Origin of the sequence: Aliishimia ponticola (assembly GCF_004803475.1) — a bacterium.
Lineage (GTDB): Bacteria > Pseudomonadota > Alphaproteobacteria > Rhodobacterales > Rhodobacteraceae > Aliishimia > Aliishimia ponticola.
On the sequence record NZ_SRKY01000002.1, the window covers coordinates 886,453 to 901,190 of the forward strand.

A 14,738-nucleotide genomic window follows, 5' to 3' on the forward strand; every position below is an offset into this window, starting at 1 on the left:
CGAACCCAGAGGTTTTCCGGAGACGCGCCATGCAGGGCAGTGCAAATCTGAATATCATGCTTAAAGCGGCCCGCAAGGCCGGGCGGTCACTGGTGAAGGATTTCCGTGAAGTGGAAAACCTTCAGGCGGCCATGAAAGGCGCGGGCGATTTCGTGTCCAAGGCCGATCTGGAGGCCGAGCGCATCCTCAAGGAAGAACTGATGGGCGCACGTCCGACCTATGGCTGGCTGGCCGAAGAGGGCGGCGAAGAGGATGGCGAAGACCCGACTCGCCGCTGGATCGTCGATCCGCTGGACGGCACCACGAATTTCCTGCACGGACTGCCGCATTGGGCGATTTCCATCGCGCTGGAACACAAGGGCAATATCGTGTCCGCCGTGATCTATGACGCGGCCAAGGACGAGATGTTCTTTGCTGAAAAAGGTTCGGGTGCGTGGATGAACGACACCCGTTTGCGGGTTTCGCAGCGCCACCGGATGATCGAAGCGATCTTCGCCACCGGTCTTCCCTTTGGCGGTCGGTCCGATCTGCCCGAAACCTTGCAGGATCTTGCACGGCTGATGCCCGTCTGTGCCGGTGTACGGCGCTGGGGGGCGGCGGCGCTGGATCTGGCCTATGTGGCGGCGGGCCGCTACGACGGGTTCTGGGAACGGCGTCTGAACATCTGGGATGTGGCTGCGGGCGTGCTGATCGTGCGCGAGGCGGGCGGTTTCGCCGAAGGGATCGACCCCGAGGACAACCCACTGCATTCGGGCGAGGTTCTGTGCGCGAACGAGGCGATCTTCAACACCTTCGCCAAGGTTATCCGGACTTAATCGGACGCGTCCGATGGGTGATTGATCCCATCGTTCCAAGGCATCGGTTCGAACTGCCAAGGTTCGGCCCCATCGATACATCCGATATTGATCCCGATTTCGGTCGGGTCTGACCGGCGCTTGTGGTGGGTGTAAATCCCGCAGGTGCCGCAAAAGTAATGCGCGGCGGTCTGCGAGCCGAACTGATAAAGCCGCAGCGCGCTTTCCCCCGACAGGATTTCAAGGCTGCCAAGATCGGCGGAAACATTGCCCGCTTGGCGGCGGCGGCAAAAGGAACAGGTGCAGCGCGACGGTAACAGGTGATCGCCGCGCAGTGTCGCCCTGATCCGGACCGCGCCGCAGTGGCAGCTTGCGGTGACGCTGCGGCTCACTTGCGGCGCACTTTCGGGATGGAGCTTCTTACAGTGGGATACGTGGCCTTTGGATGCGGCGGATGCCCGTCTGTCCGATCCCAAAAGCGCGTGCCGCCAAGGCGCCGCCACAGCGGTACGGTCATCAACAGACCCGCGACGAACCCGCCCGCATGGGCCCAGTAGGCCACGCCGCCCGCCGCCGGATCAGCACCGACGCCGCCGATGAACTGCATCGCGAACCACAGCATCAGCACGATCCAGGCGGGGATTGGGAAGATGCGGAAATAGACGATAAGTATCAGCAGGATATCGACGCGCGCTTTGGGAAAGAGCAGAAGGTAACCGCCCATGACACCGGCAATGGCCCCGGACGCACCGACCATGGGCACGTCGGAAAACGGGGCCGAGATGACCTGCGCCAAACCCGCCGCCACACCGGCGAGAAGATAGAAGATCAGAAAGGGGACATGGCCCATCTCGTCTTCCATGTTGTCGCCATAGATATAGAGGAACAGCATATTCCCGGCGAGGTGCATGAACCCGCCATGCAGGAACATCGAGGTGAAGATCGTCTCCCACCCGCTGCCGGACAATAGCTGCGAAGGGGTCAGCGCGTAGCTGGCAAAGAACCCGTTCAGCGCGCGTGTGTCGGAAAACAACGACAGATAGCTGAGGAAAACCACCACGTTGATCACGATCAGCGCATAGGTGACATAAGGCGTACGGCCCGACGGGTTATGGTCGCGTATTGGAAACATGGGCGCACGCTGCGGCCAAAGCTGGGCAAGGTCAAGGGCAAGCCTGTGCGGGCGCGCGCGGCGCGCCGAAAGGGCGCACCGCGTGCCTCAAGTTCCTGTCAGCCTTCCGACATTGCACCAAGCAGCGCCGCGTTGCCGCCCGCCGCGGTGGTGTCGACGCACAGGTGTTTTTCCGCCATCACATGGGCTTGGTCGGGCTCGCCGGTGATCAGCGGCACCAACGGCCCTTCGCGTGCGGCCAGGGCCGTATCGATGGCGCGGCCGGTTTCGGCATCGCCCCACCAGAGGACACCGCCCAGAAGTTTGGTATCGGCAGCCTGCTGCGGCGTTGCATCGGGCGCTGCGGTGGCCACGCCGCCAAGGGCACGAACGGATTTCGCCTGAGTCTCTGCCTGCGCCGCGCCGGGGCCAAGGCACAGGATCGGATCGCGCTGGTGCAGGCTGTAGGCGTTGAGTTCGCCGGTCGGGCCGGGCAGCGTTTGCGCCGCCGCTTGGCGCGGAACCGAACCACGGGTGAAGCGCGACAGGTATAGCGGCCCGCCCGCCTTTGGCCCGGTGCCGGAAAGCCCCTCGCCGCCAAAGGGTTGCGAGCCGACGATCGCGCCGATCTGGTTGCGGTTCACATAGATATTGCCCGCATGAATCCGGTCGGACACATGTTGCACGCGGTCGTCGATACGTGTTTGCAGGCCAAAGGTCAGACCGAAGCCGGTGGCGTTGATATCCGTGATCACCTGATCCAGCTCGTCCGCGCGGAAAGTTGCAAGATGCAGCACGGGGCCGAAGATTTCCCGCTCCATCTCGGCGATGCTGCGCACGCTGAGGAGGGTTGGCGCGATGAAGTGGCCTGCGTCAGGGGTCTTGCCTTCATGCAGGATACGTCCGCCGCGCCGGGCAGTGTCGATATAGACCGCGATGGCCTGCTGCGCCTCTGCGTCGATGACGGGGCCGACATCGGTGCCAATCTGCCATGGGTCGCCTTGGCGCAACTGATCCATCGCGCCGATCAGCAGCGTTCGGAAATCCTCGGCGATGTCTTCCTGCACATACAGGCATCGCAGGGCAGAGCAGCGTTGGCCCGCCGATTGGAAGGCGCTTTCGATCACCGCGCCAACCGCTTGTTCCGGCAGGGCGGTGCTGTCCACGATCATCGCGTTCAAGCCGCCGGTTTCCGCGATCAATGGTGCGCCGGGCGTGAGGTTCTCGGCCATGGATTTGCGGATCAGGCGCGCGGTATCGGTGCCGCCGGTGAAAGCCACGCCGCCCACGCGCGGATCACTGGTCAGGGCCGCCCCCACATCCCCGGCGCCGGGCAGCAATTGCAGGGCGCTGCGCGGCACGCCTGCTTCGTGCAGAAGCGCGATGGCGCGGGCGGCGATCAGCGGGGTCTGCTCTGCCGGTTTGGCCAGCACCGCGTTGCCCGCCGCCAGCGCGGCAGAGAGTTGGCCGGTGAAGATCGCCAAGGGGAAGTTCCAGGGCGAGATGCAGGCAAAGGTGCCGACTGGCGCATGATCGGGGGCATTGGCGGCATAGTACCGCAGGAAATCCACCGCCTCGCGCAGTTCTGCAACGGCATCGGCCAGCGTTTTCCCGGCCTCGCGGGAGAGCAGGGCGAACAGTTCGGCGTGATGGGCCTCGTAAAGATCGGCGGCCCGGCGCAGGATGCGGGCGCGGTCCCCGGCGGGGGCCTTCCAGACCTCAGCGGCGATCAGCGCGGTCTCCACATCCTTGGGAGTGGACCACTGCACCTGACCGACCACATCGCCGGGGCGCGCGGGATTGATCACATCTTCCGCCGTATCGGCCGCGCCGCCCTGCGGTTCCTTGGCCAGCATTGGGCCGGCGGTCCATGTCGACGTCGCAAATTCTTCGCGGTTCCGATCCAATTGGCGCAGCGTGGCCATATGCGCGATGTCGAAGCCTTTGGAATTGCGCCGCTCTGGCGCGAAAAGCTCGGGGCCATCGGGCAGGGCGGGCGGGTTCGCGGCCAGCGCATCGAACGGATCGGCTGCGACCTGCTCGGGCGCGACATCCTCATCCACGATCTGGTTCACGAAACTGGAATTCGCGCCGTTTTCAAGCAGGCGCCGCACCAGATAGGCCAGCAGGTCGCGATGTGCGCCCACGGGCGCATAGATGCGGCAGCGGGTGCCATGCTGCGCCATGACCAGCTTGTGCAGCGCTTCGCCCATGCCGTGAAGGCGTTGAAACTCATAGTTTTTCGCCCCATCGGCCATATGCAGGATCGCGGCGACGGTATGGGCATTGTGGGTTGCGAATTGCGGGTAGATCCGGTCGGTCATGCCCAGAAGTTTGCGCGCATTCGCGATATAGCTGACGTCAGAGGCGGGCTTGCGCGTGAATACCGGAAAGCCTTCGACGCCGGCAGTCTGGGCCTGTTTGACTTCGGAATCCCAATAGGCCCCCTTGACCAGACGCACCATCAGCTTGCGGTCGAGCCGTGTCGCCATGGCGTGCAGGTGATCGAGCACCGCGCCCGTGCGCTGACCATAGGCCTGCACCACGACGCCGAAACCGTCCCAGCCTTTCAGCCCCGGATCGGCCAGCACCTCTTCGATGACGGCCATGGACAGGGTGAGGCGGTCCGCCTCTTCCGCGTCGATATTCAGCCCCATCCCGGCAGAGGCCGCAAGTTGCGCCAGCGCGCGCAGACGGGGCACCAGTTCGGCAAGGACACGGTCGGTTTGCGCGACCTCATATCTTGGATGCAGCGCGGATAGCTTGACCGAGATGCCCGGATTTTCGCGGATGTCCTGCGACGTGCAGGCCCCGGCAATGGCCGAAATCGCCCTTGAATAGCTTAGATGGTATTTGCGCGCGGCGGCTTCGGTCATCGCCGCTTCGCCCAGCATGTCGTAGCTATAGGTGAAGCCCAGAGCCTCCATGCCCTTGGCGCGTTTCATTGCGGCTGCGATATCCTCGCCCAGAACGAATTGACGGCCCATCTCCTTCATGGCGCGGGCCACGGCGGTGCGGATAACGGGTTCGCCCACGCGCTTGATCGCCCCGCGCAGCGTGCCTGCAAGACCCGGCGCGTCATCGTCCAGCACGCGGCCGGTCAGCATCAGCGCCCAGGTCGAGGCATTGACCAGGGTAGAGGCCGAGTGGCCCAGATGGCGGCCCCAATCGGAGGGCGCGATCTTGTCTTCGATCAGCGCGTCCATCGTATCGGCGTCAGGCACACGCAGCAGCGCTTCGGCAAGGCACATCAGCGCCACGCCTTCATCGGTGGACAGCCCGTATTCGGCCAGAAAAACTTCCATCAATCCGGGATCGGCGGCAGAGCGGATCTGGCGGACCAGCGCGGCGGCCTGTGCCGTGATCGTGGCGCGGTCCTGCGGCGTCAAGGCGGCAAGTTCGGTCAGGCCCGTCAGAACCTGCGTCGGGTCTGCATAGGTGGCGTCGTCCAGCTTTTCGGGCAGGCGATCGAAGGCGGCGTTCAGCATCTTGCGGTCTCCGGTGATTTCGTTCAGCTTACTTTCAGGTTTGCAGGAAATCTGACTGATTATCGGATTTTTCCTTTCCGAAAGGGGTGAAGAAATGGAAAATATCGGGCCAAAAGCGCAGTCTGAGCTGGACCGTTTCGATTCTGCCATTTTGCGGGCGCTTGCACAGGACGGGCGCATGACGGTGACGGACCTCGCGCAGCGGATTGGCCTGTCCAAATCCCCCGCACAGGCAAGGCTGCGCCGCCTTGAGGCCGAAGGGTATATTCTTGGCTATCGGGCGATGCTGAACCCTATCCGCCTGGGGCTGGACCATGTGGCATTCGTCGAAGTCCGGCTCAGCGACACGCGCGAGCCAGCATTGCAGGCGTTCAACGCGGCCGTGCGCAAAATCCCCGAGATCGAACAAGCCCATATGATTGCGGGGAATTTCGATTATCTGCTGAAGGTCCGCACGGCGGATATGTCCTCGTATCGGCGTGTTCTGGGCGAAGTGATATCAGCGTTGCCGTATGTTTCGGCCACGTCGAGTTTCGTCGCGATGGAGGCCGTGAAAGAGGCGGTTTTGGCCTCTGATACGCAGACGTGAACGCGGCGGCGTGATTTTTCGTTGAAATCTGCCGCGTTTGCCGCAGTCTCAGAACCCATGGATGTGAAGGTTTTCATCGCGGCCATGATGCTGGGGGCAGGGCCTGTTTTGGCTGAGTGTCCGGACGCGCCAGATCAGGCGGAGGCGCTGCGTGGGCTGATCGCGCAGGTTCAGGATGCCCCTAACGAGATGGCGGCGCGGCTTGTGACCAACCGTATGTGGGAGTTGTGGTCCAAAGCGCCGGATGCGCAGGCGCAAGCGGTTCTGGATCGCGGGATGCGCAAGCGCGCCAGCTATGATTTTCTGGGCGCGATTGAGGATTTCGATCTGCTGATCGACTACTGCCCGGACTATGCCGAGGGCTATAATCAGCGCGCTTTCGTGCGTTTCATAAAACAGGATTACCTTGCGGCGCTGGCGGATCTGAGCCGCGCTCTAGACCTTGCGCCAGACCACATCGCGGCGCGCGCCGGGCTGGCGCTGACATTCATGGAACTTGGTGAGCTTGACCGCGCACGGGCACAGCTGCGCATTGCGTTGCGGCAAAACCCATGGCTTCCCGAACGCCATCTGCTGGCCGAAGGCGGTCGGCTTGCCCCGCAAGGCGACGATATTTAGGCGTTATTCGGTTGAGCCTGCGGCCCGCAATGCGTAAAGCTGAGCGCGTCGCGGGCGTGATGGAATGGTAGACATATCGGACTTAAAATCCGAAGGGCGCAAGCCCGTGTGGGTTCGAGTCCCACCGCCCGTACCATCTTTCTTTTTCAAGTCGCTGAACCCTGCCGGACACACGGCGTCATCGCCGCGTATCCGCATGGTGCGAAGGGGTCAGCTTTTGCCGCCTGCAAAGCGGGCGCGCCATTCTTCGACCTGATCATCCGTGATCTTGCCAAAGAGGTTTTCCGGCACGGTGAAGGCATGGCCCGGCTCAAGGCGCGACAGGGCTTGGGCCATATCTTCGGGCCATTCCGGGGCCACCCCACCGAAGTCGCGCAGGATCGACATGCTCGCATCCGGGATAAATGGAGAGGAAATCTGCGCGAAGACAACTATCATGTTCAGTGCCAGCCGGATTTGCGCTTCTGCCTGCTCCGGGTCGGTCTTGATCGTGCTCCATGGTGCGGCGGCTTGCAGATATTCGTTCCCGGCGGCCCACATGGCGCGCAATTCTGTCGCCGCTTTGCGCACATCCATCGCGTCCATATGTTCCGCATAGACCGCTTGCCGGCGGGTCAGGTCGGCGATCAGTGCCTCTTCGGCCGGGCCAAAGCTGCCGCCTGCGGGCACCGCTTCGGAGAATTTGGACCGGCAGAACTTGGTGACGCGGCTGACAAGGTTGCCCAGCACATCGGCGAGGTCCTTGTTGACCGAGGCCTGGAAATTATCCCAGGTGAATTCGCTGTCGGAATTTTCGGGCGCATGGCTCAGCAGCCACCACCGCCAGTAATCCGCAGGCAAGATGTCCAGCGCCTGATCCATGAAGATCCCGCGCCCCTGGCTGGTCGAGAACTGGCCGCCATCATAGGTCAGGTAGTTGAAGGACTTGATGTAATCGACCAGCTTCCAGTCTTCGCCCGATCCGATGATCGTCGCGGGGAAGCTGAGCGTATGGAAGGGGACGTTGTCCTTGCCCATGAACTGGGTGTAGCGCACGTCCTCTGCGCCCTTGTCCGTGCGCCACCAACGTTCCCACGCAGCGGCGTCCAGACCATTGGCTTCGGCCCATTCGGCGGCGCAGGCGATATATTCGATCGGTGCGTCGAACCACACATAGAAGACCTTGCCTTCCATGCCCGGCCACGGCTCTGTCCCGCGCTGGACGGGCACGCCCCAATCCAGATCGCGTGTGATGCCGCGATCTTGCAGCCCGTCCCCATCGTTGAGCCATTTCTTTGCGATCGAGGTCGTCAGAACCGGCCAATCCGCTTTCTGGTCGATCCAGTCGTTCAACTGGTCGCGCATGGCCGATTGCCGCAGGTAAAGGTGCTTGGTCTCGCGTACTTCCAGATCGGTCGAGCCGGAAATCGCCGAGCGCGGCTCGATCAGGTCGGTCGGGTCAAGCTGCTTGGTGCAGTTTTCACACTGGTCGCCGCGTGCCTTGTCATACCCGCAATTGGGGCAGGTGCCTTCGATATAGCGATCCGGCAGGAACCGCCCATCCGCCTTGGAATAGACTTGTTTTTCCGACACTTCTTCGATCAGGCCTTGGTCTGCCAGACGTCCGGCGAAATGTTGGGTCAGCGCGTGGTTCTGCGGCGAGGAGGAGCGCCCGAAATGGTCAAAGCTAAGCCGGAAGCCCGCGGCAAGCTCTGCCTGAACCTCGTGCATCTTCGCGCAATATTCATCGACGGGCATCCCGGCCTTGGCGGCGGCAAGTTCCGCCGGGGTGCCGTGTTCATCGGTCGCGCAGAGAAACAGAACCTCGTTGCCGCGCGCACGTTGATAGCGGGCATACAGGTCGGCGGGAAGCTGCGAGCCGATAAGATTGCCTAAGTGTTTGATCCCGTTGATATAGGGGATAGCGGATGTGATCAGGTGACGGGCCATGCGTTCCGTGTCCTCGCTGAAAGTCGCGCCCCCTTTATCGGATGGACGGGGAGAGGGCCAGAGTCAGTCTGCGTCAGTCTTTGTCCCGCGATTTGCCAAAAAGCCTGCCGACGGTAAAGGAGGTGCGCGGCGCATAGACATAGCGGGTGCGCGTTCGGGCCGGGCGCACACGCATCCGGGTGGCACTGAACAGGATCAGCGCCAGATGCGCGGCGGAAATCATGACAAAGAGCGCATCCGGGCCAAAGGCCTCGATCAGCGCCGAGGCGAGATAGGGCGCGGCGATGGCCCCCAGCGCGAAATAGAACATCAGCGCGGCCGACAGTTCGACCCTTTCGTCCGAGGACGCGAAGTCATGTGCGTGCGCTGAGGCCACCGAATAGATCGGGAATGTCGTCAGGCCGAACAGGATCGCGGCGGCGAAAATCCCGGTCGTGCCGAAATCGGCGGCATAGATCGTCAGCGCGCTGCTGAGCACGGCGGCAAGGGACAGGCCGATCAGCACGCGGCGTCGGTCGAATTTGTCCGCAAGCCAGCCCACCGGGATTTGCGCAACCGCGCCGCCCAAGACGAAGGCGGACAGGAACCAGGCGATCTGCGTGGCGGTAAGGCCGACCTCTTGCCCATAGAGCGGCCCGACCATACGGAACGACGCGCTGGAGACAGCCGCCACGATCACCCCGGCCGCCGCAAGGGGCGAGCGCGCATAGGCCAGCGAGGGACGCAGGCGCGGCGCGCTTGGGGTGGCGGGTTGTTGGACGGTGGTCAGGGTCAGCGGCAGCAGGGCGGCGCAGCAGATGATGGCAAGCAGGTTGTAAGAGACGTAATTGGCGGGCTCCAGAAAGCCGATGGCCATTTGCGCGGCGAGCGATCCGGTCATGTCGATCACGCGGTAGACCCCCATGGTGCGGCCCCGCGTTTCGTTGGTGACTTTCGCCTGTAGCCAGGCCTCGATCACGGTGTAGCAGCCCGCGACGCAGACGCCCGACGCCACGCGCATCAGCGCCCAGGCATAGGGGTCGATGACCAGCATATGCGCCAGCAGGCCGATCGCTCCGGCGGCGGTGAAGGCGGCAAAGGCGCGCGAGTGTCCGACCGATCCCATCAGGCGCGGTGCCCACCAGCAGCCGACGAAAAAGCCAAGGAAGTGGGCCGAGCCGAGAAGGCCGATCTGTTGCCGCGTGAAGTCGAGCGCGAGCCCGGACAGCGCGTCAAGCGGGCCGACACCTCCCGAGGAAAGTTGCAGCAGCAGGACCGAAAAAAACAGGGCGGCGAAGGAAATGATGAGGCGCATGTGCCTTGCATGACAGCGCCTTAGGTCGAGCGCTAGTGCAGTTTCGACGGGCAGGTGTCGTTTTCCGAACCCGGTCGAAGCAGGGCGTCATGCCGCGTGGAGGCTGCGGTTTCCCTCTGTGCCGCGGCGCTGCAAGGTCCAGCGCGCTTCGGGGGCGGTGCGGGCGCGTAGCCGCGCAAGCTGCCATTGTTCCGCGCCCCCCGCATGATCCGGCGCGAGGTGCCAGCGGCTTTCCACCCCCTGCGCGCCGCCCATGCCGGGGGTCAGAATAAGGCCCAGCGGGACATAAGCCCCCTGCGTGCCCCCGGTTTCGGCGGCCAGATGCAGGCGTCGCACCTGCGTCAGTCCCGGCAGGCCGGGCAGGTCGCCAATGACAAGCGGGACCGCCCCCGCGCGCAACGCTTCTTCAAGGCACCACAGGACATCCTCGGGGCGGCGCGCATCCACAAAGATGATCCGGGCCGGGTCCACCCAATCGGCAACCCCATCCGCATTGAGCCTGTCGACCTCCCACAGGGGGCGCACCCACAGCACCGGTCCGGTACAACGCGCGGCCAGCCAAAGCGCGAAATTGCGCCGCGCCGGGCCGCATGCCTCATGAAGGCGGCCGCAGTGAAGATTGAGTTCATCTTTATCTGGCAGAAGGGCCAAGGAAGGGCCCGCCCGTACCGGGCGTCGTCCCAAAAGTGGTTGGTAGGTCATGATAACATCTCGCGGCGGCGCGTGTTCTTTATTTGTTCTCATTCTTGCCGTGAAACTGAAGACTGGTCAACGGTGGGCTTGGCCCATAGCGTGCATCGTGGAATGCAAGACAGACGGAAAGGAACCTGCCGATGAAGATGAAACCGCTCGGCAAGACAGGAATCGAAGTCAGCGAACTGTGTCTTGGGTCAATGACGTGGGGGGCCAGGAACGACGCTGAGGAAGCGCATGAGCAGATCGACCGAGCGATCGAAGCCGGGGTCAATTTCATCGACACGGCGGAAATGTATCCCGTCAACCCGGTCCGGGCGGAAACGATTGGCCGCACCGAACGCATCCTGGGCCTGTGGCTGGAGGCGCGCGAGCGGCGCGAGGATGTCGTCATCGCGACGAAACATTCCGGCGAGGGGCAGAAAATGGTCCGCGAGGGGGCGCCGATCACGGCTGAGACGATTCCCGACGCTGTCGACGGATCACTGCGGCGGCTCAAGACCGACTATATCGACCTTTATCAATTCCACTGGCCCAATCGCGGCAGCTACATGTTCCGCAAGAACTGGACCTATGATCCATCCGGTCAGGACCGCGCGGCGATCATTCAGAACATGGAAGACTGCATCGGCGCGTTGGAGGACGAGGTCCGCAGGGGCCGGATTCGGGCCTTTGGCCTGTCCAATGAAAGCGCTTGGGGCACCTTGCAGTGGATCGCCGCGTCCGAGCGCGTCGGTGGTCCGCGTCCGGCCACGGTGCAGAATGAATATTCGCTGATGTGCCGCCTCTTCGACACCGACATGGCAGAGACATGCCTGAACGAAGAGGTCGGTCTGCTGGCGTTCTCGCCCATCGCGCAGGGGCTGCTGTCGGGCAAATACCAGAATGGCGCGGTGCCGGGCCGAAGCCGCATGAAGAAGAACCCCGACCTTGGCGGGCGCGTCACGGACCGGGCCTTTGCGGCGGTCGATACCTATCTGGCGATTGCGCGCAAACACGGGCTCGATCCCGTGCAGATGGCGCTGGCCTGGTGCCTTACGCGGCCCTTCATGGCCTCTGTCATCTTTGGCGCGACGACGCTTGACCAGTTGGACGTGGCGCTGGGCGCTGCGGATGTGACGCTCTCGCAAGAGGTGTTGGACGATATCACGATTGCGCATCGCGCCCACCCAATGCCCTATTAGACCGTTTCGGCGGCTCAAACGTCGCAAACCTGCTTGGCAGGCGGGGCCGAATCTGCCTTCTGTGCGCGAAGAACTGCGACAGAGGAGAGGGCGATGCCGCTTACCATGAATAAAGAGGTGTTCATCACCTGTGCCGTGACCGGGTCGGGTGGCACGCAAGATCGCAGCCCGCATGTGCCGCGTTCTCCCGCGCAGATCGCGCAGAGCGCCATCGCCGCCGCAAAGGCCGGGGCCGCCGTCGTCCACTGCCATGTTCGCGACCCGGAGACGGGCGCGCCCTCGCGTGATCTGGCGCTCTACCGCGAAGTCACCGACCGCATCCGCGAGGCCGAGGTGGACGTGGTGCTGAACCTGACCGCCGGGATGGGCGGCGATATCGTCTTTGGCTCGCCCGAAAGCCCGTTCCCGGTGAATGAGGCCGGTACGGATATGATCGGGGCCGCAGCACGGGTCGAGCATGTCAAGCAATGCCTGCCCGAGATTTGCACGCTCGATTGCGGTACGATGAACTTCGCCGAGGCCGATTACGTGATGACCAACACGCCCGGCATGTTGACCGCGATGGGCCGGATGATGACCCATCTGGGCGTGAAGCCGGAGATCGAGGCCTTTGATACGGGCCATCTTTGGTATGCAAAACAGCTGGTTGCGGATGGGGTTCTGGATAGCCCCGCGCTGGTGCAGCTGTGCATGGGCGTGCCGTGGGGCGCGCCGAACGACCTGAACACCTTCATGGCGATGGTGAACAACGTGCCCGCCGACTGGAACTGGTCCGCCTTCAGCCTTGGCCGCGACCAGATGGCTTATGTCGCGGCATCCGTGCTGGCGGGCGGTAATGTGCGCGTCGGGCTTGAGGATAACCTGTGGCTGGACAAGGGCGTGCTGGCCGAGAACTGGCAGTTGGTCGAACGCGCCGGCACCATCATCGAGAACATGGGCGCGCGCGTCATCGGCCCTGATGAGGTCCGCGCGAAGCTGGGCCTGACGAAGCGGGCGCCGCAGGGGTGATCCACGCAGCGCGACGGGTCTTTGTTCTGGGCGGTCTTGCCGCTTTGACCGGCGTTTTGCCAGGGTGCGCGCTGGTCTCGAATGCGCCGCTCAAGGACACCCGGCATCCGGGGCCGTTGCGGGATCCGGCCGCCCCGATCGCAAGTCAGGTCGACGTGACGCTGGACCGTTTGCGGGGGGAGTGGCGCGTCCTGTCCAGTGCAGGCGCTTTGGCCCCAAAAAGACGCTTTCAGGTGCGGGCGCTGTCCGATGGCGGCGCGGTTTTCGTGCAGGATGGCAGGGCTGACCTTCCGGCGACCGACCTTGGGCAGGGACGGTTCGGTGTGCTGAAGCAGCAATACTGGGTTCACTGGATGGATGCGGATGCGACCGTGGCGCTTGTGGGCGTTCTGAATGCGCCCGCCGTGTGGATCATGACACGCGCCGCGCCGCCCGCTGACAGGGTGAACGCGGCGTGGGAAGTCTTTGACTGGTATGGATATAATCGAGAATGGATGAGGGCACCGGAATGACCAGGACAGCAGCAATCATCGGTGGCGGCGTGATCGGGGGCGGCTGGGCCGCGCGTTTCCTGCTGAATGGCTGGAACGTGCAGGTGTTCGACCCGGACCCCAATTGCGCGGCGATCTTTGCCGAAGTGTTGGACAATGCGCGGCGTTCCCTGCCGGGGCTGACGGATGTGGCCTTGCCGCCCGAGGGCGCGATCTCCTTTCATGCCACGGTCGCCGAGGCGGTGGCGGGCGCGGCCTGGATTCAGGAAAGCGTGCCGGAGCGTCTGGAGCTTAAACACAAGGTTCTGGCCGAGGTGCAGGCGGCCTGTGACCCGGCGGCGGTGATCGGTTCGTCCACCTCCGGCTTCAAGCCAAGCGAGTTGCAGGACGGCGCGGCCCGGCCCGGACAGATCATGGTGACGCACCCGTTCAATCCGGTCTATCTGATGCCGCTGGTCGAGGTCGTCCCATCCGCGCAGACCGATCTTGCGCTGGTGGAGCAGGCCGAAACCATCCTGCACAGCCTTGGCATGTACCCGCTGCGGGTGCGCAAGGAAATCGACGCGCATATTGCCGACCGGTTCCTTGAGGCGGTCTGGCGCGAGGCGCTCTGGCTGGTGAAGGACGGGGTCGCGACTACGCAAGAAATCGACGAAAGCATCCGCATGGGCTTTGGCATCCGCTGGGCGCAGATGGGGCTGTTCGAAACCTATCGCACGGCGGGCGGCAATGCGGGGATGCGGCACTTCATGGCGCAGTTCGGTCCGGCGTTGAAATGGCCGTGGACCAAGCTGATGGACGTGCCGGAATTCACGGATGAGTTGGTCGATCTGATCGCAGGGCAGTCGGATGAACAATCGGGGCATCTGACGATTTCCGAACTGCTCAAGGCACGGGACGATAACCTTGTCGGGCTAATGCGCGCGCTCAAGGCCAATGACTGGGGCGCTGGGGCGGTTCTAAATGCCCAGCAAAAGGCCATCGATCCGCGCCCGCAGAGCCTTGCGGATGTGGCTGATCTGGGCCGGCCGATCCTGATGGGGCGGCGCGCGGTGCCGCTCGACTGGACGGATTACAACGGCCATATGAACGAGGCGAAATACCTTCAGGCGTTCTGCGATGCGACGGATCGTTTCATGGAGCTTGTCGGGTGCGATATGGACTACATCGCGACGGGCGGCAGCTATTTCACTGCCGAAACCCATATCCGCCACGTGGCAGAGGCGAATGCCGGGGACGTGATCGACATCCACACGCGGCTGCTTGGCGGCGAGGGCAAGAAGATGCATCTGTGGCACGAGATGACCCGCAACGGCGAGATCGTCGCAACGGGTGAGCATTTCCTGCTGCATGTCAGTCTTGAAACCCGGCGCCCGTCGGAGCCGAAAGCCGAAATCGTCGCGGCGTTGGCGCAGATCGCGCAGGCGCAGGCGGGGCTGCCGCTGCCCGAGGGGGCAGGGCGTCACGTGGGCCAGAAACGCTAGGCCGCGCGCCACGGCGCCGATGCGGTGCCGGGCGATCACTTCGGGGCCGTGACAA

13 protein-coding genes and 1 tRNA gene are annotated in these 14,738 nt (G+C 63.6%); 8 read left to right on the forward strand and 6 right to left on the reverse strand.

Annotated elements, in window-relative coordinates:
* Positions 1-29 precede the first annotated feature (29 nt).
* Positions 30-815 (forward strand): inositol monophosphatase family protein, encoded by a 786-nt coding sequence (locus E4Z66_RS10645; RefSeq protein ID WP_136462959.1) that lies wholly within the window; start codon positions 30-32, stop codon positions 813-815.
* Here E4Z66_RS10645 and E4Z66_RS10650 read toward each other — a convergent pair.
* The 3 genes from E4Z66_RS10650 to putA form a co-directional block, all read right to left on the reverse strand.
* Positions 812-1,186, reverse strand: coding sequence for a GFA family protein (locus tag E4Z66_RS10650; protein ID WP_136462960.1), 375 nt, complete (start codon positions 1,184-1,186; stop codon positions 812-814). The two genes, E4Z66_RS10645 and E4Z66_RS10650, sit on opposite strands and share 4 nt — an antisense overlap.
* A complete protein-coding gene (locus E4Z66_RS10655; RefSeq protein ID WP_136462961.1) occupies positions 1,183-1,926 on the reverse strand; it encodes a rhomboid family intramembrane serine protease in 744 nt (247 codons plus the stop codon). Before E4Z66_RS10655 ends, E4Z66_RS10650 begins: the two co-directional genes overlap by 4 nt.
* 98 nt (positions 1,927-2,024) lie before the next feature.
* On the reverse strand, positions 2,025-5,393 hold the full coding sequence (gene putA, locus E4Z66_RS10660; RefSeq protein WP_136462962.1) for a bifunctional proline dehydrogenase/L-glutamate gamma-semialdehyde dehydrogenase PutA: 3,369 nt from the start codon (positions 5,391-5,393) through the stop codon (positions 2,025-2,027).
* Between the two features lie 94 nt (positions 5,394-5,487).
* On the opposite strand from putA, the gene E4Z66_RS10665 reads away from it, so the two are divergent.
* The 3 genes from E4Z66_RS10665 to E4Z66_RS10675 all read left to right on the forward strand — a co-directional run bounded on the left by E4Z66_RS10665 (position 5,488) and on the right by E4Z66_RS10675 (position 6,736).
* Entirely contained in the window at positions 5,488-5,982 is a 495-nt protein-coding gene (locus E4Z66_RS10665; protein WP_136462963.1) for an Lrp/AsnC family transcriptional regulator, read from the forward strand.
* Between the two features lie 57 nt (positions 5,983-6,039).
* Positions 6,040-6,600, forward strand: a complete 561-nt coding sequence (locus E4Z66_RS10670; protein ID WP_246035967.1) for a tetratricopeptide repeat protein — start codon at positions 6,040-6,042, stop codon at positions 6,598-6,600.
* Between the two features lie 50 nt (positions 6,601-6,650).
* Positions 6,651-6,736: transfer RNA gene (locus tag E4Z66_RS10675), tRNA-Leu, on the forward strand.
* Between the two features lie 74 nt (positions 6,737-6,810).
* Here the strand turns inward: E4Z66_RS10675 and metG are convergent.
* The 3 genes from metG to E4Z66_RS10690 all read right to left on the reverse strand — a co-directional run bounded on the left by metG (position 6,811) and on the right by E4Z66_RS10690 (position 10,525).
* The gene (gene metG, locus E4Z66_RS10680; RefSeq protein ID WP_136462964.1) at positions 6,811-8,529 is read right to left on the reverse strand and encodes a methionine--tRNA ligase; all 1,719 of its coding nucleotides are present in this window, start codon (positions 8,527-8,529) and stop codon (positions 6,811-6,813) included.
* A gap of 73 nt (positions 8,530-8,602) precedes the next feature.
* Entirely contained in the window at positions 8,603-9,823 is a 1,221-nt protein-coding gene (locus E4Z66_RS10685; RefSeq protein WP_136462965.1) for an MFS transporter, read from the reverse strand.
* An 87-nt stretch (positions 9,824-9,910) separates the two neighbouring features.
* Positions 9,911-10,525, reverse strand: a complete 615-nt coding sequence (locus tag E4Z66_RS10690; RefSeq protein WP_136462966.1) for an ImuA family protein — start codon at positions 10,523-10,525, stop codon at positions 9,911-9,913.
* 131 nt (positions 10,526-10,656) lie between these two features.
* Between E4Z66_RS10690 and E4Z66_RS10695 the strand changes: the two genes are divergently transcribed.
* The 4 genes from E4Z66_RS10695 to E4Z66_RS10710 all read left to right on the forward strand — a co-directional run bounded on the left by E4Z66_RS10695 (position 10,657) and on the right by E4Z66_RS10710 (position 14,683).
* Positions 10,657-11,700, forward strand: a complete 1,044-nt coding sequence (locus E4Z66_RS10695) for an aldo/keto reductase (protein WP_136462967.1) — start codon at positions 10,657-10,659, stop codon at positions 11,698-11,700.
* Between the two features lie 93 nt (positions 11,701-11,793).
* The gene (bcoG, locus tag E4Z66_RS10700; RefSeq protein ID WP_136462968.1) at positions 11,794-12,708 is read left to right on the forward strand and encodes a 3-dehydrocarnitine:acetyl-CoA trimethylamine transferase BcoG; all 915 of its coding nucleotides are present in this window, start codon (positions 11,794-11,796) and stop codon (positions 12,706-12,708) included.
* A complete protein-coding gene (locus E4Z66_RS10705) occupies positions 12,705-13,220 on the forward strand; it encodes a lipocalin family protein (RefSeq protein WP_136462969.1) in 516 nt (171 codons plus the stop codon). Before bcoG ends, E4Z66_RS10705 begins: the two co-directional genes overlap by 4 nt.
* Complete coding sequence (locus E4Z66_RS10710; protein WP_136462970.1) at positions 13,217-14,683, forward strand: carnitine 3-dehydrogenase; 1,467 nt, start codon at positions 13,217-13,219, stop codon at positions 14,681-14,683. Before E4Z66_RS10705 ends, E4Z66_RS10710 begins: the two co-directional genes overlap by 4 nt.
* Positions 14,684-14,738 lie beyond the last annotated feature (55 nt).